This is a genomic window from Cellulophaga omnivescoria (assembly GCF_027915275.1).
Taxonomy (GTDB): domain Bacteria; phylum Bacteroidota; class Bacteroidia; order Flavobacteriales; family Flavobacteriaceae; genus Cellulophaga; species Cellulophaga omnivescoria.
On the sequence record NZ_CP115819.1, the window covers coordinates 1 to 20,783 of the forward strand.

Annotated in this window: 21 protein-coding genes and 1 other RNA gene; 14 read left to right on the top strand and 8 right to left on the bottom strand. The window is 31.6% G+C overall.

The features are described from left to right. Genes dnaA through PBN93_RS00015 form a run of 3 tightly spaced genes read left to right on the top strand, consistent with a single transcriptional unit; the run spans nucleotide 1 to nucleotide 2,615 of the window. Entirely contained in the window at nucleotides 1–1,425 is a 1,425-nt protein-coding gene (dnaA, locus tag PBN93_RS00005; RefSeq protein WP_077402668.1) for a chromosomal replication initiator protein DnaA, read from the top strand. 11 nt (nucleotides 1,426–1,436) lie between these two features. After that, nucleotides 1,437–1,892, top strand: coding sequence for a low molecular weight protein-tyrosine-phosphatase (locus PBN93_RS00010; protein WP_077402665.1), 456 nt, complete (start codon nucleotides 1,437–1,439; stop codon nucleotides 1,890–1,892). Nucleotides 1,893–1,895: 3 nt separating this feature from the next. Next, a complete protein-coding gene (locus PBN93_RS00015; RefSeq protein WP_271081145.1) occupies nucleotides 1,896–2,615 on the top strand; it encodes an SAM-dependent methyltransferase in 720 nt (239 codons plus the stop codon). A gap of 53 nt (nucleotides 2,616–2,668) precedes the next feature. Here the strand turns inward: PBN93_RS00015 and PBN93_RS00020 are convergent, their stop codons facing one another. The 4 genes from PBN93_RS00020 to dapF form a co-directional block, all read right to left on the bottom strand. Continuing rightward, nucleotides 2,669–3,325, bottom strand: coding sequence for a hypothetical protein (locus PBN93_RS00020; RefSeq protein ID WP_271081146.1), 657 nt, complete (start codon nucleotides 3,323–3,325; stop codon nucleotides 2,669–2,671). A gap of 162 nt (nucleotides 3,326–3,487) precedes the next feature. Beyond that, complete coding sequence (mltG, locus tag PBN93_RS00025) at nucleotides 3,488–4,531, bottom strand: endolytic transglycosylase MltG (RefSeq protein WP_271081147.1); 1,044 nt, start codon at nucleotides 4,529–4,531, stop codon at nucleotides 3,488–3,490. Continuing rightward, nucleotides 4,531–5,055, bottom strand: coding sequence for a GNAT family N-acetyltransferase (locus PBN93_RS00030; protein ID WP_271081148.1), 525 nt, complete (start codon nucleotides 5,053–5,055; stop codon nucleotides 4,531–4,533). Before PBN93_RS00030 ends, mltG begins: the two co-directional genes overlap by 1 nt. Beyond that, entirely contained in the window at nucleotides 5,049–5,822 is a 774-nt protein-coding gene (gene dapF, locus PBN93_RS00035) for a diaminopimelate epimerase (protein ID WP_271081149.1), read from the bottom strand. The genes PBN93_RS00030 and dapF overlap by 7 nt, the downstream gene beginning before the upstream one ends. 118 nt (nucleotides 5,823–5,940) lie before the next feature. Between dapF and PBN93_RS00040 the strand changes: the two genes are divergently transcribed. The 11 genes from PBN93_RS00040 to PBN93_RS00090 all read left to right on the top strand — a co-directional run bounded on the left by PBN93_RS00040 (nucleotide 5,941) and on the right by PBN93_RS00090 (nucleotide 18,149). Then, nucleotides 5,941–7,341, top strand: coding sequence for a S1C family serine protease (locus PBN93_RS00040; protein WP_271081150.1), 1,401 nt, complete (start codon nucleotides 5,941–5,943; stop codon nucleotides 7,339–7,341). 130 nt (nucleotides 7,342–7,471) lie between these two features. After that, nucleotides 7,472–8,920, top strand: a complete 1,449-nt coding sequence (locus PBN93_RS00045) for a glyceraldehyde-3-phosphate dehydrogenase (protein WP_077402644.1) — start codon at nucleotides 7,472–7,474, stop codon at nucleotides 8,918–8,920. 158 nt (nucleotides 8,921–9,078) lie between these two features. Further along, nucleotides 9,079–9,705 (top strand): tRNA (guanine-N1)-methyltransferase, encoded by a 627-nt coding sequence (locus tag PBN93_RS00050; protein ID WP_077402642.1) that lies wholly within the window; start codon nucleotides 9,079–9,081, stop codon nucleotides 9,703–9,705. A gap of 46 nt (nucleotides 9,706–9,751) precedes the next feature. Then, the gene (locus PBN93_RS00055; RefSeq protein ID WP_077402640.1) at nucleotides 9,752–10,195 is read left to right on the top strand and encodes a GNAT family N-acetyltransferase; all 444 of its coding nucleotides are present in this window, start codon (nucleotides 9,752–9,754) and stop codon (nucleotides 10,193–10,195) included. Nucleotides 10,196–10,233: 38 nt separating this feature from the next. Beyond that, entirely contained in the window at nucleotides 10,234–10,914 is a 681-nt protein-coding gene (trmD, locus tag PBN93_RS00060) for a tRNA (guanosine(37)-N1)-methyltransferase TrmD (RefSeq protein WP_077402637.1), read from the top strand. Continuing rightward, nucleotides 10,907–11,227 (top strand): hypothetical protein, encoded by a 321-nt coding sequence (locus PBN93_RS00065; RefSeq protein ID WP_077402634.1) that lies wholly within the window; start codon nucleotides 10,907–10,909, stop codon nucleotides 11,225–11,227. Before trmD ends, PBN93_RS00065 begins: the two co-directional genes overlap by 8 nt. A 139-nt stretch (nucleotides 11,228–11,366) precedes the next feature. Next, complete coding sequence (gene rplS / locus PBN93_RS00070) at nucleotides 11,367–11,717, top strand: 50S ribosomal protein L19 (RefSeq protein WP_013619598.1); 351 nt, start codon at nucleotides 11,367–11,369, stop codon at nucleotides 11,715–11,717. A 653-nt stretch (nucleotides 11,718–12,370) separates the two neighbouring features. Beyond that, nucleotides 12,371–14,581 (top strand): NADP-dependent isocitrate dehydrogenase, encoded by a 2,211-nt coding sequence (locus tag PBN93_RS00075; RefSeq protein WP_271081151.1) that lies wholly within the window; start codon nucleotides 12,371–12,373, stop codon nucleotides 14,579–14,581. A 126-nt stretch (nucleotides 14,582–14,707) separates the two neighbouring features. Continuing rightward, a complete protein-coding gene (locus PBN93_RS00080; RefSeq protein WP_271081152.1) occupies nucleotides 14,708–17,080 on the top strand; it encodes a TonB-dependent receptor in 2,373 nt (790 codons plus the stop codon). Between the two features lie 5 nt (nucleotides 17,081–17,085). Further along, a complete protein-coding gene (locus PBN93_RS00085) occupies nucleotides 17,086–17,898 on the top strand; it encodes a DUF4249 domain-containing protein (protein WP_271081153.1) in 813 nt (270 codons plus the stop codon). 17 nt (nucleotides 17,899–17,915) lie between these two features. Beyond that, complete coding sequence (locus tag PBN93_RS00090) at nucleotides 17,916–18,149, top strand: DUF6095 family protein (protein WP_077402624.1); 234 nt, start codon at nucleotides 17,916–17,918, stop codon at nucleotides 18,147–18,149. 84 nt (nucleotides 18,150–18,233) lie between these two features. Here the strand turns inward: PBN93_RS00090 and rny are convergent, their stop codons facing one another. The 4 genes from rny to PBN93_RS00110 form a co-directional block, all read right to left on the bottom strand. Then, nucleotides 18,234–19,805, bottom strand: a complete 1,572-nt coding sequence (gene rny, locus PBN93_RS00095) for a ribonuclease Y (protein WP_077402621.1) — start codon at nucleotides 19,803–19,805, stop codon at nucleotides 18,234–18,236. Between the two features lie 46 nt (nucleotides 19,806–19,851). Continuing rightward, nucleotides 19,852–19,962: non-coding RNA, 6S RNA (ssrS, locus tag PBN93_RS00100), on the bottom strand. A gap of 61 nt (nucleotides 19,963–20,023) precedes the next feature. Continuing rightward, nucleotides 20,024–20,320 (bottom strand): cell division protein ZapA, encoded by a 297-nt coding sequence (locus PBN93_RS00105; RefSeq protein ID WP_077402618.1) that lies wholly within the window; start codon nucleotides 20,318–20,320, stop codon nucleotides 20,024–20,026. Between the two features lie 16 nt (nucleotides 20,321–20,336). Further along, complete coding sequence (locus PBN93_RS00110; RefSeq protein WP_077402615.1) at nucleotides 20,337–20,627, bottom strand: hypothetical protein; 291 nt, start codon at nucleotides 20,625–20,627, stop codon at nucleotides 20,337–20,339. Nucleotides 20,628–20,783 lie beyond the last annotated feature (156 nt).

Below are 20,783 nucleotides of genomic sequence, written 5' to 3' on the forward strand. Positions count from 1 at the left end.
ATGAGTGTTACTGCAGAATCAGTATGGAATAATTGTTTGTCTTTTATCAAAGACAATATACAACCCCAAGCATTCAAAACCTGGTTTGAACCTATAAAACCAATTAAACTATCAGATAATTCTTTAAGTGTCCAGGTTCCTAGTAAATTCTTTTATGAATGGCTAGAAGAGCACTATGTGAAACTACTAAAAGTTTCACTTACAAAAGAATTAGGGGAAAGCGCTAAGCTGGTTTACATTATTAGAATGGAAAACACTTACGGCAACAGAGAACCTTTTACAGAAAAAATACCAAGTTCAAACAGAACAACCGTTTCACCTCAAGAGTTAGATGTACCAATAAAATCTAAAAATCCTGAGTTAAGAAATCCGTTTGTTATTCCTGGTATTAGAAACATAAAAATAGAATCTCAGTTAAACCCTAACTATAATTTTGATAACTTTTTAGAAGGTGACTCTAATAGGCTTGCAAGATCTGCTGGTATGGCAGTAGCTAATAAGCCTGGAGGAACATCTTTTAACCCATTATTAATTTTTGGCGGTGTTGGTTTAGGTAAAACTCACCTTGCACACGCAATTGGTGTAGAAATAAAAGATAAATACCCAGAAAGGACTGTATTATATATTTCTGCTGAAAAATTCACTCAACAATATATAGAGTCTGTTAAAAAGAATACTAGAAATGATTTTATTCATTTTTACCAATTAATAGATATTTTAATTATTGATGATGTTCAGTTTTTATCTGGAAAATCAGGTACGCAAGATGTTTTCTTTCATATTTTTAACCATTTACACCAAAATGGAAAACAGGTAATCTTAACATCAGACAAAGCTCCTGTAGATATGCAAGACATAGAGCAGCGTTTGTTATCTAGATTTAAATGGGGATTATCTGCAGAGTTACAAACTCCAGATTACGAAACAAGAGTCTCTATTTTAAAGAACAAGCTTTATAGAGATGGCGTAGAGATGCCTGAAGAGATTATAGATTATGTTGCCAAAAACATAAAATCTAATATTAGAGAGCTAGAAGGCGCTGTTATTTCGTTAATAGCTCAATCTTCCTTTAACAAAAAAGAAATTACAATAGAGCTTGCCCAACAAATAGTTGAGAAATTTGTAAAAAATACAAAAAGAGAAGTTTCTATAGATTATATACAAAAAGTTGTTTCTGATTATTTTGAAATGGATGTTTCTACATTACAATCTAAAACCAGAAAAAGACATATTGTACAAGCTAGACAATTGGCAATGTTTTTTGCAAAAAGATTTACAAAAGCATCTTTAGCAAGTATAGGATCACAAATAGGAAAAAGAGACCACGCTACAGTGCTACACGCTTGTAAAACTGTAGATAATTTAGCAGAAACAGACAAACAGTTTCGCAAATACATAGAAGATCTTACTAAAAAATTCTCTTAAATTTTAAGATAATGACAAAAATACTAATGGTTTGCCTAGGAAATATTTGTAGGTCACCATTGGCCGAAGGGATACTAAAAAACAAAGTAAATCCAAATACTGTATTTGTAGACTCTGCCGGCACTGCAGGTTACCACATAGGAAATGCTCCTGACCCAAGATCTATTGCCGTAGCCAATAAATACGGAATAGATATTAGTAAACAAGTATGCAGAAAATTTACTGTAGAAGATTTTAATAATTTTACAACCATTTTTGTAATGGATAATAGCAATTACAATAATGTTATTGCACTAGCCCAATCACCAGAACACAAAAATAAGGTGAAATTATTACTAAATTTTGGCGATACAAAAATTACCGAAGTACCTGACCCTTATTATGGTGGCGACCAAGGTTTTGAAAATGTTTACAACTTAATAGACCAAGCCTGTACAAATATTGCCAAAACATTAAAAAACCAATAACCTATGGAAAACACTACCAAAAAAGGAAAACTATATTTAATACCTACTACTTTGGGTGACAATGAACCATTGGAAGTGTTACCAATATCTATAAAAAGAACAATAGAGCAAATAGATTACTATATTGTTGAAAATGAAAAAACTGCAAGGCGATTTATAAAAAAAATAAGCTCAGGTAAATCTCAACCTAGTTTACAAATAGAGTTAATTAATAAGTTTACAGATCCACAAATAATACCAAGTTTTTTAGATCCTTGCCTTGAAGGAAAAAGTATAGGTATAATATCTGAAGCTGGATGCCCAGGAATAGCAGATCCCGGAGCAGAAGTGGTTAAAATTGCTCATCAAAAAAACATACAAGTAGTACCTTTAGTAGGACCCTCCTCTATATTTTTAGCACTTATGGCCAGTGGTTTAAACGGTCAAAGTTTTGCTTTTAATGGCTACTTACCTATTGATGGTAGTGAAAGGAAAGCTGTTATAAAAAAAATGGAGCGCATTTCTAAAGACAACAATCAATCGCAAATATTTATAGAAACCCCTTATAGAAATGACAAGTTGTTGGCTGAGTTTTTAAAAACACTTGCCCCACATACATTGTTATGCATTGCAACAGACATTACATTACCAACAGAACAAATAGCAACAAACTCTGTAGCAGAATGGAAAAAAATAAATATAGACTTAAATAAAAGACCTACAATATTTATTTTTCAAGCATAAAAAAAAGCCTCGCAATAACGCTGAGGCTTTTTCCATTTTCATTGTGTAGTATTTTAAATTCTTGGGTTTCGTAGTGCTTTCACAACAGATACATCATAACCTGCAAAAATTTTCATGTAATAAACAATACTAGATCCATAAGCATCTTGTACTGTGTGCGTACCTCTAGAACGTAAAAACTTTTTTACATTGCCTGGCCCTGCTAGATGTGCTGCTGCCAATATTCCAGATTCGGTTATTTCTAACCCAGCTATTTTACGACCTGCAAATCGCTTAATATCTCTACGCAAAATCCATTTATTTCTACATAAATTGGTGTAAAACACCTTTTCTTGTAAAATAGGATTGCTCAAAAAGGCAGTTACATTGGTAACCCCTAATAGTTGCAGTGTTTCTGATCCAAACTGATACTTTCCTAAGTACCCTAATGTGTTTGTCACAAAATAATCTCCCTGAGACTCCTTAAATGCAAGAGCTTCTTTAAATGCGTTGTATGAATCTCCTAAAAAAGGAGGACTTACACTCAACATTTCATCATCATTCTCAATAGCAGTTTTGTATTTGGGATACAAAACTTCTGTAGGTTCATCTATTTTAAGTGTTTTAGGTAATGCCACTGTACCTATTTTTGGCACAATAATATTGTAACTAAAACTCGTTAAAATAAAAATCATGATTAGGGGGATTAACTTATTAATCCACTTTCTCATATAGTTTCATTTCTTAAGACTTACGGTCTAATATTAAATTAATATTAAGTCAGCTTAAATTTCTCGGGTGCAAATTTACTCCTCATATTGTTCTTAAAATGTTAAAAAAGCATAAAAGATGAGATTTTTAGGATATTCGACACCAATTAACGGATTAAGTGTTTATCTGTTAATGTTTTGCTTGTTTATCCATCGGATATATTGCTCTTTATTTCGGTTGTGTTGCGATAATGTTTTTGCAAACTTGTGATAACCAAAGTTTTCTACGTTAGCAACAAAGTAATAGTAGTTATGTTTTTCCGAATTTAAAACAGCATTTACAGCAGAAATGTCTGGCATTGCAATTGGCCCAGGAGGCAAACCAGCGTACATATATGTATTATAAGGAGAGTCTAATTTTAAATCTTTATAAAGAACTCTTTTAATTACTTGCTTAAAATTATTTTGATGTAATTTTAACGCATAAATAACAGTGGGATCTGCTTGCAACAACATCCCTTTACGCAACCTGTTTAAGTATACACCAGCAACTCTTGGCCTTTCATCTACTTTAGCTGTTTCTTTATGCACTATAGATGCTAATGCAACAACTTCATTTTCTGTTAATCCTAAAGATTTTGCTTTGGCTTTTCTTTCATCATTCCAAAAACGCTTGTATTCTGTAAGCATTTTAGTCCTAAAAGTTTCAGCAGAACTATTCCAATAAAACTCATAACTATTAGGAATATACATTGCTAATTTATTAGCTTGAGTAAAATTATTTTCTTTTAAGAATTGAGGTTCATTAAATGCGTTTATTAAAGACACACTATCAGCTTCAATCTGAACCGCTACTCTACCTGCTAAGTCTTCTAAGGTTTCTTGGTTATTAAATGAAACCTTAACAGGTATGTTACGACCACGAAGCGAGTTAATGATCTCATTATTATTCATTCCTTTTTTAATTTCAAACTTACCTGCTTTAACATTATTTATATAACCCTTACGTTTAGCAGCCGCTTCAAAATCTTGTATACTACTTAGTAACGGCGTAACTTGCTCTTTTATATCGTTAAAATCGTCTGTAGACTTTATATATACGTATGCCGCATCATTATTAAAATTAGTGTTATCAACAAAAAACACACCGTAAACCATATAGGCAAAAACACTACAACCTACTAAACCTATAAGTAAAACTGCTACTAAAATTCTTTTTAAATACATTAATTGTTTATCTTTTGATATAATATTTCATCTTTAAACGTACTGCCAGTAAAAATCCAATCTTTTTTAACACCAGCAGCAATAAAGCCCATTTTTTTAAACAAATGTTTACTAGCCTCATTATCTGCTAAAACATTTGCATAAATTTGATGCACTTGCAAAACTTGAAACACGTAAGCACAAACCAAATCTAACGCTTCTGCTCCAATTCCTTTATTTCTTTTCTTTTTTTCTGATACTATAATGCCCAAACCTACCTTTTTATTGGCAGGGTCAAAATCAAACAAATCTACCAATCCAATAACAAGATCTTCTGTATCACAAATACAAAGGCGTAATTGTTTAGCTTCATAAATATCTTTATAGGCATTTTGCAAATACAATTCTAAAATATGTTTTGCATAAGGAGCTGTAGTACCGCTAATTTCCCAAATATTAGTATCATTTTCTAATTGATACAAAAAATCTAGATCACTAGGCTCTATAGCACGCAAATATATGCGATCTCCTTGTAAACTTAGCATACTATTTCTCCTTTAAAAACTTGTTTTGCTGGACCTGTTAAAAACACATTTTTATAACCATCTTTATCTACCGTAAAGCTAATTTCTAAATTACCACCCATTACCTTAATAGGTATTGTTGTTAAATTAGTATTTTTAGATTTATGCATTGCTATAGCTACAGCGGTAACACCTGTACCGCATGATAAGGTCTCATCTTCTACACCTCTTTCATAAGTACGTACAGTATAGCCGTTATCATTTTTAGCTACAAAATTTATATTACTACCAGCTTCACCATAAAGTCCGTACCTAATTTTTTTCCCTTCTGTAAAAACATCAAAATTAGTAACATCATCTACCAATTGCACATGATGCGGAGAACCCGTATTTAAAAAAGAGTAATTTTCTTTTTCCTTTACATTTTCAACATCAATCATTTGTAAACTTACTATATCTGCATTAATAGTAGCATTGTGTAAACCATCTACAGCATTAAATGTGGTTTTTTCTTTTATCACACCTAAAAAATTAGCAAATGCAACAAGACACCTTCCTCCATTACCGCACATAGTACTTTCATTACCATCTGCATTGTAATACACCATTTTAAAATCTAATTCCTCATCATTCTCAAGTAAAATTAAACCGTCTGCTCCCACTCCAAACTTACGGTCGCACAGCTTATTAATTAACTTGGTATCTTCCTTTGGAAAACTTAAAGATCTATTATCTATCATAACAAAATCGTTCCCTGTTCCTTGATATTTATAAAATGTAATTTGCATAGTCACAAATATATAATTTGTTAAGGTTTTTTTAGCAGTTAAAAAGACGTTAAATTAGACTTATTGAAATATAAAATTGATAATTTTACAGTTGAAAATGTTAATATATTGAATGATTATGAAAAAAATAACAAGTTTACTAGCCGTTTCTGTGCTTGCAGGCACAATAACTTTAGGAGCATATAAATTATTTTTGGAGGAGAAAAATTATCACATTATAACAGAAGACTCTAATGCATCTACTTTTACAACAAGTAACACCCCTGTTTCTTTTAGAGGTGCTGGTATTAATGAAGTAGATTTTACCACTGCGGCAGAAAATACGGTTAATGCAGTTGTGCACGTTAAAAATGTATCTATAGACCAAGAACAAAATCGTGTACTACAGTTTTTTTACGGACAAAGTGTTTCTGCAAAACCACAAGTTGGTACCGGATCTGGTGTTATAATATCTGAGGATGGTTATATAGTTACAAATAACCACGTTATAGACAATGCCACACAATTACAAGTTACGCTAAACAATAACAAAACTTATATAGCAGAATTAGTAGGCACAGACCCAAATACAGATATTGCTCTTTTAAAAATTGATGCAAAAAAGAAATTACCTTATTTGGCTTTTGGAGACAGCAATAGTGTTAAAGTTGGCGAGTGGGTGTTAGCTGTTGGCAACCCTTTTAATTTAACATCTACAGTAACAGCAGGTATTATTAGCGCTAAGGCTCGTAATTTAGATATGAGCAATAAGTCGCAATCTTTTATACAGACAGATGCTGCTGTAAACCCAGGAAACAGTGGCGGTGCTTTAGTAAATACTAACGGAGATTTAATTGGTGTAAATACAGCTATTACCTCTAGAACAGGATCTTATGTTGGCTATTCTTTTGCCGTACCAAGCAATATTGCAAAAAAGGTTGTAGATGATATAATTGAATATGGAAATGTTTTAGACGGAATTTTAGGAATTTCTACACCAAAAGTAAACTCTAGATATGCTGTAGAAAATGGCTTAAATGAAGTTGATGGTGTTTATATTGAAGATGTAACTGAAGATTCTGGTGCTTTTGAAGCCGGTTTACAAAGCGGAGACATTATTAAAAAAACTGATGAAGTTGAAATTCACAAGCTATCTGACTTAAATGGTTATTTATCTTCTAAAAGACCAGGAGACACAATACAAATAGCTATTAAAAGAGATAATGAAGAAATTATAAAGCCTGTAATTTTAAAAGAAAGACAAACTATAATTATTGAAGGACTTGGATTGGAAGTAAAAAACCTAAATGATAAAGACCGTAAAAAATTTAAAACTAAAAACGGTGTAAAAATTATAGGAGTCCCGGAATTATACAGAATGTACAATTTAGAAGGCAAAGTACTTATAGCTGTAGGAAAAAAAGAGATTAAAAATGTGTATGATGCCAAAAACCTATTTAGCTCTATTGGCAGATACGGGTACACTAGTATAACTATGGTTAACGAAAAAGGAGAAAGAGAACGACTAATCTTTCAATAAACACAAACCTTTTAAACGATTAAAAATGCAGACTTAACGAAGTCTGCATTTTTTTTTATAAAACACTTTACGAAAACGTTTGAAATATAGTACTTTTGCCCAAAATTAAATTCATTTTAAATCATATTTAATGAGTGCCAGTAAATCGTACGAGAAAGAATTAGCTTTTCAAGCAGACCGTAGAAAAGCAACTACAGAGTTCATAAAAATTGTGAGCAACCTGTGGTATGACAAGTCTATTGAGGTAGTTCTTTTCAAAAATCAGATTATTGATAAAAATGTTAGTGACATTATTAACCTACACGAGTATGCAGGTGAATTTGTACAAAAACCAATTTCAATTTTTGATTCTGTTGAAATCTTAAGAGCAATTAACGACATTAAATTACCACCTGCTAAATTAGATATAGGTAAATTAACTTATGAATACCACGCAGATGATAATAATTACAGTAATGTAAAAGCATTTGTTTTAGACAAGTTAAAAGATGCTAATGGCGCCAAAACAATAAAACCAAAAGATGTGGTTCTTTATGGTTTTGGTAGAATTGGTAGATTAGTTGCCAGAGAGCTTATGGCTAAAACTGGTAAAGGAAACCAATTACGCCTTAGAGCCATTGTTACCAGAGGAGCAATTAACCAAGAGGTTTTAGAAAAAAGAGCTAGCCTTTTGCGTACAGACTCTGTACACGGACATTTTACAGGTACTATTGATGTAGATGTAGAAAACAGTGCTTTAATTATTAATGGCACTACAGTACATATTATTTCTGCGCAAAAACCAGAAGATATAGATTATACTAAATACGGTATAATTAGCGCTTTAATTATAGACAATACAGGTGCTTTTAGAGATAAAGAAGCCTTAAGCAGACATTTGCAATCTAAAGGTGCATCTAGAGTTTTACTAACAGCTCCTGGTAAAGGAATACCAAATATTGTACACGGTGTAAACCACTTAGAGCACAACCCAGATACTACTAAAATATTTTCAGCGGCATCTTGTACTACAAATGCAATTACACCAATTTTAAAAATTATTGAAGATTCTTTAGGTGTTAAAAAAGGACATTTAGAAACTATACACGCTTATACCAACGACCAGAATTTAGTAGACAATATGCACAATAAATACCGTCGTGGTAGAGCTGCAGCACTAAATATGGTAATTACAGAAACTGGTGCTGGTAAAGCAGTATGTTTAGCTTTACCTAGTTTAGAAGGTAAATTAAGTTCTAATGCAATTAGGGTACCAGTACCAAACGGATCTTTAGCTATATTAAACTTAGACGTTAACAATAAAACATCTAAAGAAGGTATAAACACTATTCTTAAAAAATATGCTTTAGAAGGAGATCTTGTAGAGCAAATTAAATATTCTTTAAACAATGAGTTAGTATCATCTGATATTGTTGGTACTTCTGCCCCATCAATTTATGATAGCCCTGCCACCATAGTTTCTAAAGATGGTAAAAACATTATTTTATACATTTGGTATGATAATGAATATGGATACTCTCATCAAGTAATAAGGTTAGCTAAGTACATCTCTAAAGTAAGAAGATTTACGTACTATTAATCGATTATGTGTTGGAAAACTTCGTTGTAACTCATAAATTGGAGCATTTTTTAGACATTTTTCTATTTTATTCTTCAAGTTTCAGCGGAGTTTTTTTCTTATCTAAAAATATTAAATTACTTTAGCCAACTCATAATTTTTTTTAAACACAACATTATATGAAAGGCTTAAAGCTATTACCAATATTTATTGCTTTACTAGTATGGAACCTACAGTTTGCTCAGGAAGATAACGACTCTGAAGATGGAGACTCCACTTTTTCTTTAGAGAGTGGACCAATTGAATCTCAATTTGATTACGTTGCTAAAAAGTCTGGAAATTATAGAGCTGCAGGTGTAAGATATGAAGTTGTAAAAGTTACAAGTTTAGAAAAACTAAAAAAGAATGTTTTAGATTCTTTATCTGCTTACAATAAAACCGAAATATCTTTAAAAAGTACTATTAAAGAAAACGAAACGACAATTAATGATTTAAACCAAAAACTAGACGCTACCACAAAAAACCTTACTGCAATTACAGAAGAAAAAGACAGTATGTTTTTTTTAGGTATGCAGGTGTCCAAAGTAACTTATAACCTTATACTTTGGTCTATTATTGGAGGCTTACTTACGTTATTACTTTTATTTATTTACAGATTTAGAAAAAGTAATGTACTAACCCAAGAAGCTAAAACAAACTTAGCAGAGTTAGAAACTGAGTTTGAAGACCACAGAAGAAGAGCTTTAGAACGAGAGCAAAAAATAAGCAGACAGCTCATGGATGAACTTAATAAGCATAAAAAATAACACATAAAAGCTCCTTTTTTAAGGAGCTTTTTTTATTTTTAAAACTATGGTAACAGTAAAAAAGGCAACAGTAAAAGATATTTCATCTATAGCTCCTCTGTTTAATAACTACAGAATATTTTACAAACAAGAGTCTAATTTAGAGGCTGCCACTCTTTTTTTAAAAGAAAGATTAACTAAAGAACAATCCCATATTTTTATTGCTTTTAAAGGAGTTGAAGCCGTTGGTTTTACACAACTTTATACTTCGTACTCTTCTGTATCTCTACTACCCATTTTTATTTTAAACGACTTATTTGTTGATGCAAACCATAGATCTAAAAATATTGGTGCTGCCCTACTCCAAAAAGCTCAAGAGTTTTGCTTATTTAACAACTACAAAGGGATTGCACTAGAGACCGCAACAAACAACCCTGCACAAAAATTATACGAAAAATTAAACTGGAAAAAAGATACAAACTCTTTTCACTACTTTTGGACAGCCAATTAGCAAAATCTAAATTGTATATTTGCTGCCAATAATTTAGTATGAGAATAGATATTATTACGGTTTTACCAGAATTATTAAAGAGTCCTTTTGAAGCTTCAATTCTAAAAAGATCTATAGAAAAAGGGTTAGTAGAAGTTCATTTTCACAATTTAAGAGACTATACAGATAAAAGTTACAACCAAATAGATGATTATCAATTTGGTGGTGGTGCAGGTATGGTTATGATGATAGAACCAATAGATAAGTGCATTAGCAAACTAAAGGCAGAACGTGCGTATGACGATGTTATATATATGACGCCAGATGGTAGTACGTTAAACCAAAAAATGGCAAATACACTATCATTATCTAAAAATATAATTATTCTTTGCGGACATTATAAAGGTGTAGACCAAAGAGTAAGAGATACCCTAATTACAAAAGAAATATCTATTGGAGACTACGTTTTATCTGGAGGTGAACTTGGAGCAGCTGTATTATGTGATACTATAATTAGATTAATACCTGGTGTATTAAATAACGAAACATCTGCACTAACAGATACTTTTCAGGATAATTTGTTAGCTCCGCCTGTATACACCAGACCTGCAGAATACAAAGGATTAAAAGTACCGGAAATATTACTTAATGGCAACTTTCCAAAAATTGAAAAATGGAGAGAAGACCAAGCCTATGAAAGAACCAAACAACTAAGACCAGATTTACTAGATAATGATTGACAATTTTGAAATATTATACGGAATAACCTCTATAATTTACGCCTTAATAGCTATTGCCACAATAATTGGCGCTATAATTTATACTACCAAACGAAAAGGTATAGAGGGTATTTTTATGATTATTGGTAGTATTGTAAGCTTGCTCTGCACAATTGCATACCCACTAATAGCAACTTTAACAAGTGTACTTAATTTAGAGCCAGAACAACTAATGTTAGCTAACTATAGTATTAATGTGTTAAGCTGCTTCTTCTCTATTATTTTTGTTATTGGCTTTATTATAGCTGTTAGCAAACTAAAAAAAGAGTCATAACAACTTTATTATAGCAAAAAATTCTATTCAAAACTTGCCACATAAAATTAATAATGTATTTTTGCACTCGATTTAAAATTAACCTCTGGCGAAATACGTGAATTGTTGATTTTAATAAACTTACATAAAAAAACATAAGATGGAAGCATTAATTAAATTTGTTGAAGACGAATTTGTTCCTAAAAAAGATTTTCCAAAATTCTCTGCTGGTGATACAATTACTGTATACTACGAAATTAAGGAAGGTGAAAAAACTCGTACTCAGTTCTTTAGAGGAGTAGTTATCCAAAGAAGAGGTAGCGGTGCTACAGAAACTTTTACAATCCGTAAAATGTCTGGTACTGTTGGTGTAGAGCGTATTTTCCCTGTTAATTTACCTGCATTACAAAAAATTGAAATCAATAAGAAAGGTAAAGTACGTAGAGCTCGTATCTTCTACTTTAGAGGTCTTACTGGTAAAAAAGCAAGAATTAAAGAAGTTCGTAAATAAAACTACTTCTTACACAATACTAAAAAGTCTACCTAGCGGTAGACTTTTTTTTATTAACACATATATGTTATTTTTATTTACAAAGCCAAATAATCATAATATGTTAAATTTATTGCTTAATTAATTTATATTTATTAAATTTAAGAGTTATTTGCTATTAATATCATTATTAGGTAAATGTATAGTAAGTAACTATAAAGTTGCGTTCTTTATATTGTTGCAAGATCTCTTTATTATGTTAATTAAGTGCACATCTTAAATTAATGTTATACAGAAGACCTATAGCGGGTTGATAAAACCTTACTTTAGATTTTTAACTTTTTAAATTATATGTTTAATAAACTTAAAAATAGCAACAAGAAGAAACATAATATATTGACTTAATTAAAATTAAGTATTGTTATGTTTTAAACGTAGAAACAAAAGTTAACTGCAATCAATGGTTGCCGTTTTATAGAAGGTATAAAACACACAAAAGTTAAGAATTGTTTCTAAAAGCCATATCAATGTATACAATACTATGATATGGCTTTTGTTTTTCTATTGATTTATTGCATAATAATCACAATTTTTAATAGTTTTTTAAAAATATCTCATTCCTTAAGATAACTGAAAATTGTATATTTGTTTCGCTTAAAATAAATCAATATAATATGCCAAAAATAATATATACAAAAACTGATGAAGCTCCAGCTTTAGCAACTCAATCTTTCTTACCAATTGTACAAGCTTTTACCAAAACTACAGGTATAGAAATGGAAACAAAAGATATCTCTTTAGCAGCTCGTATATTAGCTGTTTTTCCAGATTACCTTTCTAAAGAGCAACAATTTGAAGATGCTTTAGCTCAATTAGGAGAATTGGCAAAAAGTCCTGAGGCTAACATTATAAAATTACCAAATATTAGTGCTTCTATACCACAACTTAAAGAAGCCATAGCAGAATTACAATCAAAAGGATATGCAATTCCTAGCTACCCAGACGATCCTAAAGACGCTAAGGAAAAAGAAATTAAAGGTCGTTATGACAAAATTAAAGGTAGTGCTGTAAATCCTGTATTACGTGAAGGAAACTCTGATCGTAGAGCCCCTAAAGCAGTTAAAAATTACGCAAAAGCTAACCCACACTCAATGGGAGCATGGACACCAGATTCTAAATCCCATGTAGCAACTATGTCTGCTGGAGATTTTAAGTCTAACGAAAAATCTCTTACACTAGACAAAGGTACAGACGTTAGCGTTGTACTAGTTAAAGAAGACGGCTCTAAGGACGTTTTAAAAGAAAAAATTGCTTTATTACCTGGAGAAATTATAGATGCTACAGTAATGAGCAACAAGGCACTTTTAGCCTTTTTACAAGAGCAAATTAAAGATGCCAAAGATGCAGGAGTATTGTTTTCTATTCATATGAAAGCTACAATGATGAAAGTATCTGACCCAATTATTTTTGGTCATGCAGTAGAAGCTTACTTTGCAGATGTATTTAAAAAATATGGTAAAGTTTTTGAAGAAAACGGTATCAGTGCAAATAATGGCTTAGAGAGTTTGTTTAATAAATTAGATAAAATTTCTAACGGAGCAGAAATTAAAGCTGAAATAGAAAAGGCAATTGAAAATGGGCCGGATTTAGCTATGGTAAATTCTGACAAAGGAATTACAAATTTACACGTTCCTAGTGATGTTATTATTGATGCATCTATGCCAGCAATGATTCGTAATTCTGGACAAATGTGGAATAAAGATGGTAAATCTCAAGATACAAAAGCTGTTATTCCAGATAGCAGTTATGCAGAAATATATGCTGCAACTATAGACTTTTGTAAAAAACACGGTGCTTTTGACCCTACAACAATGGGTACAGTTCCAAATGTTGGCTTAATGGCTCAAAAGGCTGAAGAATACGGCTCTCATGATAAAACTTTTGAAATTGCAAACAACGGAAAAGTACAAGTTATAGATGCAGATGGTAATGTACTAATAGAGCATAATGTAGAAGTTGGTGATATTTGGAGAATGTGCCAAGTTAAAGATGCACCTATACAGGACTGGGTTAAACTAGCAGTTTCTAGAGCTAGAGCTACAAATACACCAGCTGTTTTTTGGCTAGATGAAAACAGAGCTCATGATGCAGAATTAATTAAAAAAGTTAACACATACTTGCCTAACCACGATACCTCTGGTTTAGAAATTTTAATTCTTTCACCTTTAAAAGCTACAGAATACACACTTGCCAGAATTAAAGATGGTAAAGACACAATTTCTGTTTCTGGTAATGTACTTAGAGACTACTTAACAGATTTATTCCCAATTTTAGAGGTTGGCACAAGTGCTAAAATGTTATCTATTGTACCGTTAATGAATGGTGGTGGTTTATTTGAAACTGGCGCTGGTGGATCTGCCCCAAAACACGTAGAGCAATTTACAGAAGAAGGCCATTTACGTTGGGATTCTTTAGGTGAATTTTTAGCTCTAGAAGTTTCGTTAGAACACGAAGCAGAAAAATCTGGAAATAAAGATACTCTTGTGCTTGCTGAAGCATTAGGAGATGCAACAGAAAAGTTTTTATTAAATGATAAATCTCCGTCTAGAAAAGTGAACGAAATAGACAACCGAGGTTCTCATTTTTATTTAACGTTATATTGGGCAGAAGCCTTAGCAAACCAAACTAAGAGTCCCGCTTTACAAGCAAAATTTAAAGAAGTTTATGCCTCTTTAAAAGATAACGAAGATAAAATTAATCAAGAATTAATTAATGCTCAAGGTTCTAGTGTAGAAATAGAAGGCTATTACCTGCCTAATCAAGAAATTTTAGCTAAGGCTATGAGGCCTAGTAATACCTTAAATACAATTATTAACAGTATTTAATATTTTTATTATCATAAAAAAAGCCTATTCTTAACCAAGAGTAGGCTTTTTTTTATTTTAAATAAATGTTAACTATTATTATCTAGCTCTAAAAGTGGTTATTTTTACCAAAAAACCACACCAATTATGCACAGACCCATTGTCTGCCTTTTTATATTCTTGTTTATTTTTGCCAAAAGTAATGCTCAGGAAAAATATACACTATACGGCACTATAACTGAGGCTTCTAGCAACGAAACACTAATTGGCGTTTCTATAACAATACCAGAACTACAGACAGGTGTTATTACTAATGAATACGGATTTTATTCCTTAACCTTACCCAAAGGGTCACATACTATAATTGTTAGCTATATTGGCTTTAATGAGGTAAAAAAGCAAATAAATTTAACAAAAGACACTACTTTAAACCTTCAACTTAATGAAGCTGTTGAAGAGCTAAACGAAGTAATACTCACCAAAGACATAGAAAAAATTAATATTAGAAAACCACAAATGAGTGTTAACTCCTTGTCATCAAGCAGTATTAAAAAGATACCAGCTATATTAGGAGAGGCAGATGTTCTAAAGTCAATTTTACTACTACCTGGTGTAACAAGTGGTGGTGAAGGTGCATCTGGCTTTAATGTTAGAGGAGGCTCTGTAGATCAAAATTTAATTTTATTAGACGAGGCTACAATTTACAATTCTTCACATTTATTTGGTTTCTTTTCCGTTTTTAACCCAGATGCTATAAAAGATCTAAAGCTATACAAGGGCGGTATTCCCGCTAAATACGGAGGCAGAATTTCATCTGTACTAGATATTTATCAAAAAGAAGGAAACAGTAAAGAGTTTAAAGCTAACGGAGGTATTGGCATTGTTTCTAGCAGATTATTATTAGAAGGCCCTTTAAAAAAGGATAAAGGAGCTTTTTTAGTAGGTGGCCGCAGTTCTTACGCCCACCTATTTTTACCATTAATAGACAATGATAATAAAGCGTATTTTTATGATTTAAACACCAAACTAAATTATAAAATAAACAAAAACAACAACTTATATCTTTCTGGTTATTTTGGAAGAGATGTTTTTAGTATTGCTAATAGTTTTGAAAACACATATGGAAACTCTGTTATTAACTTGAGATGGAATCATTTATTTACTGATAAATTATTTAGCAACTTATCTTTAATTTACTCAGACTACTTTTATGGGCTAGAATTAGATTTTGTTGGTTTTAAATGGAACTCAGGTATTCAAAATTTTAATCTTAAATACGATTTTAAAAATTACATTTCTAATAATTTAAAGTTAAATTACGGCATAAATAACACCTATTACAGGTTTAATCCTGGTGAGATAAAGCCAAACCGCAGTGACTCTGGCATTTTACCAAATAAATTAACAGATAAATACGCCAACGAATTTGCCGCTTATATAGACACAGAACACAAAATTACTAACCAACTTACCTTACAATACGGAGTACGCTGGAGCCATTTCACTAGACTTGGCCAAGATGAACTTTTTATATACGAAAACAACCAAGCAGTTAATTTTAATACTGATTTTCAGATATATGAAAGTGCAGAACCTATAGGTAAAGAACGCTTTAAAAGAACTGCCCAAATAACAACTTTTAATAATTTAGAACCTAGACTAGCCTTATCATACGCATTAAACAACAACAACTCTATTAAAGCAAGTTACAATCATATGGCGCAGTACTTGCATTTACTATCTAACACTAGCTCCCCTACTCCTTTAGACGTTTGGTCTCCTAGTGGAAGATATATAAAACCACAAATTTTAGATCAATATGCTATAGGCTATTTTAAAAATTTTAAAAATGATAATTACTCTTTAGAGACTGAGGCGTATTATAAAGATGTAAAAAACAGAATAGATTATATAGATGGCGCTAATTTAATTGCTAATGATGCAATAGAACAAGTGATTTTAAACGGAAAAATGAGATCTTACGGCTTAGAGTTTATGTTCAAAAAAAATAGTGGAAAATTAAACGGATGGCTATCATATACCTTATCAAAATCTGAACAACAAACACCCGGCAGAACTATAGAAGAAACAGGAATAAATAACGGAAAATGGTATACAACCTCTTTTGATAAAACCCACGATTTATCATTAAATGCAAGTTATAACATTAATGACAAATGGAGCATTAATAGCAATTTAATATACCAATCTGGGCAACCTACAAACTACCCAATAGGACAATTTGAATATAAAGATTTAAGTATTCCTATTTATGGAGAACGCAACAATCAACGTCTACCAAGCTACAATAGGTTAGATATATCTGCTACACTAACACCTAAAAAAAATAAAAATAGAAAGCTACAAGCACAATGGATTTTTGGTGTTTACAACGTTTACAATCGTAAAAATGCCGCTTCTATCAATTTTTCTAGAAATGAAGACACAGGTAACAATGAAGCATTGCGTACCTCAATTTTTGGTGTAGTACCATCTGTAACTTATAATTTTAAATTTTAATACTAATGAAAAAGTTATTATACATTATACCATTGCTATTAATTTTTGGATGCGAAGATGTAGTAGATATAGAAGTACCAAACTCGGAGCCTAAATTAGTTATAGACGCTAGTTTTAATGTTTACACAACAGAAACCCCAGTAAGAACTGACGGATTTGTAAAACTATCTTTAACAACAAATTATTTTGATACAGAAGATAATCCCGTAACTACTGCAAATGTTTTTATTGAAGATTTAAGCACAGGAACGGTTTACCCATTTTCATCTAACGGAAATGCCGGTTACTACCAGGCTAATTCTAATAATTTTACACCAGAATTTAACAAAACCTATCAGTTAAATGTAGAGTACAACAACAATACATACATTGCTGAAACAACATTAATACCTAGTGTTGCAATTGATAATGTTGAGCAAGGAGATGCTACACTTTTTGATGACGATGATACAGAATTAATAGTATCTTTTACAGACAACCCAAATAGAGATGATTTTTACTTATTTGATTTGGACTTTGGAGAGTTTTTAACTACTTCCGATGAATTTTTTCAGGGTGAAACTTTTAAATTCTCTTATTTTTATGACGATTTATCCCCTGGCAAGGAAGTTCTTATAAAGTTAAATGGAACAGATGAACAGTTTTATAATTATATGAATCTAATTTTAGCACAAAGTGGAGAAAGTGCTGGTGGACCTTTTCAAACAACACCAGCTACAATTAGAGGAAATATTGTTAATGTTACTAATGAAGAAGATTACGCCTTAGGCTATTTTAACCTTTCTGAGACATACGAATATAAAATTACTATAAACTAACAAATACTATTTTTAATATGCCCACAACACAGTCAGACTCTTTTTACAAAAGCATTAAGTTTTTTGGGTTAACAGTATTACTTATGTTTTCTGGTCCTGGAGCTATTTATGAAGCTTTTAAAAACGAGAATCATCCTTTATACCTACCTGTACTTATACTTGGCTTTATACTTTCATTAGCCGCATTAGCATTATTTTATTACAGCTTACGTTTAATGATGACAGCAATTTTTGGAAAAAGAAAAAAATAACATATTTCTTTATCTTCTACACAAATAAAAAGCCTCCAAATTGGAGGCTTTTACATTATATTATATTATAAAATTAACTTGTTTTTACTTAGCTACATTAACTGCTCTTGTTTCTCGTATAACCGTAACTTTAACTTGTCCTGGATACGTCATATCTGTTTGTATTTTTTGAGATATCTCAAAAGACAATTCAGCTGCCTTATCATCATTTACCTTTTCACTCTCTACTATAACACGTAATTCTCTACCGGCTTGTATTGCATATGCTTTTTGTACGCCTACAAATCCAAATGCAACTTCCTCTAAATCTTTTAATCGTTGTATGTAAGAATCCAACACTTGTCTTCTTGCTCCAGGTCTTGCACCACTAATAGCATCACAAACTTGTACAATTGGAGCTATTAAAGTTTTCATTTCAATTTCATCATGGTGAGCTCCAATTGCATTACATACGTCTGGTTTTTCTCCATATTTCTCTGCCCATTGCATACCTAAAATAGCGTGTGGAGTCTCTACCTCTACCTCAGTATTTGGAACTTTACCTATATCGTGTAATAATCCTGCTCTTTTAGCTGTTTTAGGATTTAAACCTAGTTCTGCTGCCATTACACCACAAAGTTTAGCTACCTCTCTAGAGTGCTGCAATAAGTTTTGTCCGTAAGAAGAACGGTATTTCATACGCCCAACAGCTCTAATTAACTCTGGGTGCAAACCGTGAATACCTAAGTCTATAATTGTACGCTTACCAACTTCTACAATTTCTTGCTCAATTTGCTTTTCTGTTTTACGCACAACTTCTTCAATACGCGCAGGGTGTATACGACCATCTGTTACTAATTTATGTAAAGATAAACGCGCAACTTCCCTTCTAACAGAATCAAAACAAGAAAGTATAATTGCCTCTGGCGTATCATCAACAATAATTTCTACTCCTGTTGCCGCTTCTAAAGCTCTAATGTTTCTACCTTCTCTACCAATAATACGCCCTTTTACATCATCAGACTCTAGGTTAAAAACAGACACACAGTTTTCTACTGCTTCCTCTGTTCCTATGCGCTGTATGGTATTTATTATAATTTTTTTAGCATCTTGCTCTGCAGTAAGTTTAGCTTCTTCCATAGCTGTTTGCATAAATGCCATAGCATCAGACTTAGCTGTTTCTTTTAAAGAATTTACCAATTGCTCTTTTGCTTCATCCGCAGACAAACCAGAAATTACCTCTAATTGCTGAACTTGATTTTTATGTAATTTATCTAACTCAGATTGCTTTTTCTCTAAATAATCGTTTTTATGATCTACAGACTGTAATTTAGATTGCAACTGGTCGTTTAACTTTTTATTTTTTGCAAGCTCATTACTCACCTGAGATTCTTTGTCCCTTGTTCGTTTTTCTGCTTCAGACATTTTTTTATCCTTAGCAATAATTACTTTTTCATGCTCTGCCTTAAGTTCTAAAAACTTTTCCTTAGCCTGTAATATTTTATCTTTTTTAATGCTTTCACCTTCGGTTTTTGCATTTCTTAGTATTGATTCTGCTTCTAATTTAGCACTAGCAATTGTTTTAGAGGCTTTTCCTTTTTCTAAAAACTTAGCTATTATAAAGCCAATTGCTAAACCTACTATAGTTCCTATAATTATAAATGTAATATTCTCCATGGTTGTTTATATATATTAAAAAACCCACATTGGGGATGTTTTGTACAAACTCCTATAAAACAGGATTAGGGCTAACAGCATGATCAAGGATCCTTATACTAGTAAGGCTTGCTTTTACAAACTAAACTCACCCTTTAAAAACAAATTAATGTTGAGTTTGTCAAAAAAAATACCAATGTGGGCAGTAATTTAATGTTATGTAATGAACGTATTTTATATTATATAGAGCTAAGCTTAGAATCTACAATGTGTTCTAAAGCCTGTAAACGCTTAGTAACCTCTGTTGTATCTTCTTGTTTATCAATACTTTTCTGTTCTATTTTAGAGGCAAATTGCAAGGCACACATTGCCAATACATCTTGTTTATCTCTAACGGCATAGTTTTGCTCAAACTTTTTTGCTAACTGCTCTATATTTTTTGCAGCTTTGCGTAAACCTTCTTCCTGACTAGGATCTATAGTTAATGGATAAACCCTATCTGCAATAGAAAGTTTAATTTTTAGCTTTTCTGCCATAAGTATTAATATTACATTATTCAGCAAGTTGAGCAATACAATGATCTAACTCTCTTATTAATGTATTTATTTTAAGCTTTGCTTCTGTTTTATTTTTATTACTGCCTAGCATAGAATTTGCAAGTTTAAGAGCATTGTATTTTTCTTCCCATTCTAAAACCAAATTAGAAGTTTGTGCTTGCTCTTGTTTAAGCGATAGTAATTCTTCATACAACCTAGTATTTGCTTGCTTTAATAACTCCATTTTATGAAGTAGCTTGCTAACTTTGTTTTCTAAAGAATCAACAATTTCAACTAATTCGCTCATTTACAAAAATCGATGCATTTATCACAAAGTTAACATAGATTAAACTAGTGCGCAATACTTTTTTCAATTATTCTTGTAAAGAATTAAATATTAGCACTTAACCCTCTGTAATAAGGTGTTTTGTAATTTTTATAGCATATTAGTTTTTTTCAATTA

Excerpts from the sequence above, each read along its gene's own strand:
- dnaA (WP_077402668.1), top strand. The coding sequence starts at position 1 with ATGAGTGTTACTGCAGAATCAGTATGGAATAATTGTTTGTCTTTTATC.
- PBN93_RS00010 (WP_077402665.1), top strand. The coding sequence starts at position 1,437 with ATGACAAAAATACTAATGGTTTGCCTAGGAAATATTTGTAGGTCACCA.
- PBN93_RS00015 (WP_271081145.1), top strand. The coding sequence starts at position 1,896 with ATGGAAAACACTACCAAAAAAGGAAAACTATATTTAATACCTACTACT.
- PBN93_RS00020 (WP_271081146.1), bottom strand. The coding sequence starts at position 3,325 with ATGAGAAAGTGGATTAATAAGTTAATCCCCCTAATCATGATTTTTATT.
- mltG (WP_271081147.1), bottom strand. The coding sequence starts at position 4,531 with ATGTATTTAAAAAGAATTTTAGTAGCAGTTTTACTTATAGGTTTAGTA.
- PBN93_RS00030 (WP_271081148.1), bottom strand. The coding sequence starts at position 5,055 with ATGCTAAGTTTACAAGGAGATCGCATATATTTGCGTGCTATAGAGCCT.
- dapF (WP_271081149.1), bottom strand. The coding sequence starts at position 5,822 with ATGCAAATTACATTTTATAAATATCAAGGAACAGGGAACGATTTTGTT.
- PBN93_RS00040 (WP_271081150.1), top strand. The coding sequence starts at position 5,941 with ATGAAAAAAATAACAAGTTTACTAGCCGTTTCTGTGCTTGCAGGCACA.
- PBN93_RS00045 (WP_077402644.1), top strand. The coding sequence starts at position 7,472 with ATGAGTGCCAGTAAATCGTACGAGAAAGAATTAGCTTTTCAAGCAGAC.
- PBN93_RS00050 (WP_077402642.1), top strand. The coding sequence starts at position 9,079 with ATGAAAGGCTTAAAGCTATTACCAATATTTATTGCTTTACTAGTATGG.
- PBN93_RS00055 (WP_077402640.1), top strand. The coding sequence starts at position 9,752 with ATGGTAACAGTAAAAAAGGCAACAGTAAAAGATATTTCATCTATAGCT.
- trmD (WP_077402637.1), top strand. The coding sequence starts at position 10,234 with ATGAGAATAGATATTATTACGGTTTTACCAGAATTATTAAAGAGTCCT.
- PBN93_RS00065 (WP_077402634.1), top strand. The coding sequence starts at position 10,907 with ATGATTGACAATTTTGAAATATTATACGGAATAACCTCTATAATTTAC.
- rplS (WP_013619598.1), top strand. The coding sequence starts at position 11,367 with ATGGAAGCATTAATTAAATTTGTTGAAGACGAATTTGTTCCTAAAAAA.
- PBN93_RS00075 (WP_271081151.1), top strand. The coding sequence starts at position 12,371 with ATGCCAAAAATAATATATACAAAAACTGATGAAGCTCCAGCTTTAGCA.
- PBN93_RS00080 (WP_271081152.1), top strand. The coding sequence starts at position 14,708 with ATGCACAGACCCATTGTCTGCCTTTTTATATTCTTGTTTATTTTTGCC.
- PBN93_RS00085 (WP_271081153.1), top strand. The coding sequence starts at position 17,086 with ATGAAAAAGTTATTATACATTATACCATTGCTATTAATTTTTGGATGC.
- PBN93_RS00090 (WP_077402624.1), top strand. The coding sequence starts at position 17,916 with ATGCCCACAACACAGTCAGACTCTTTTTACAAAAGCATTAAGTTTTTT.
- rny (WP_077402621.1), bottom strand. The coding sequence starts at position 19,805 with ATGGAGAATATTACATTTATAATTATAGGAACTATAGTAGGTTTAGCA.
- PBN93_RS00105 (WP_077402618.1), bottom strand. The coding sequence starts at position 20,320 with ATGGCAGAAAAGCTAAAAATTAAACTTTCTATTGCAGATAGGGTTTAT.
- PBN93_RS00110 (WP_077402615.1), bottom strand. The coding sequence starts at position 20,627 with ATGAGCGAATTAGTTGAAATTGTTGATTCTTTAGAAAACAAAGTTAGC.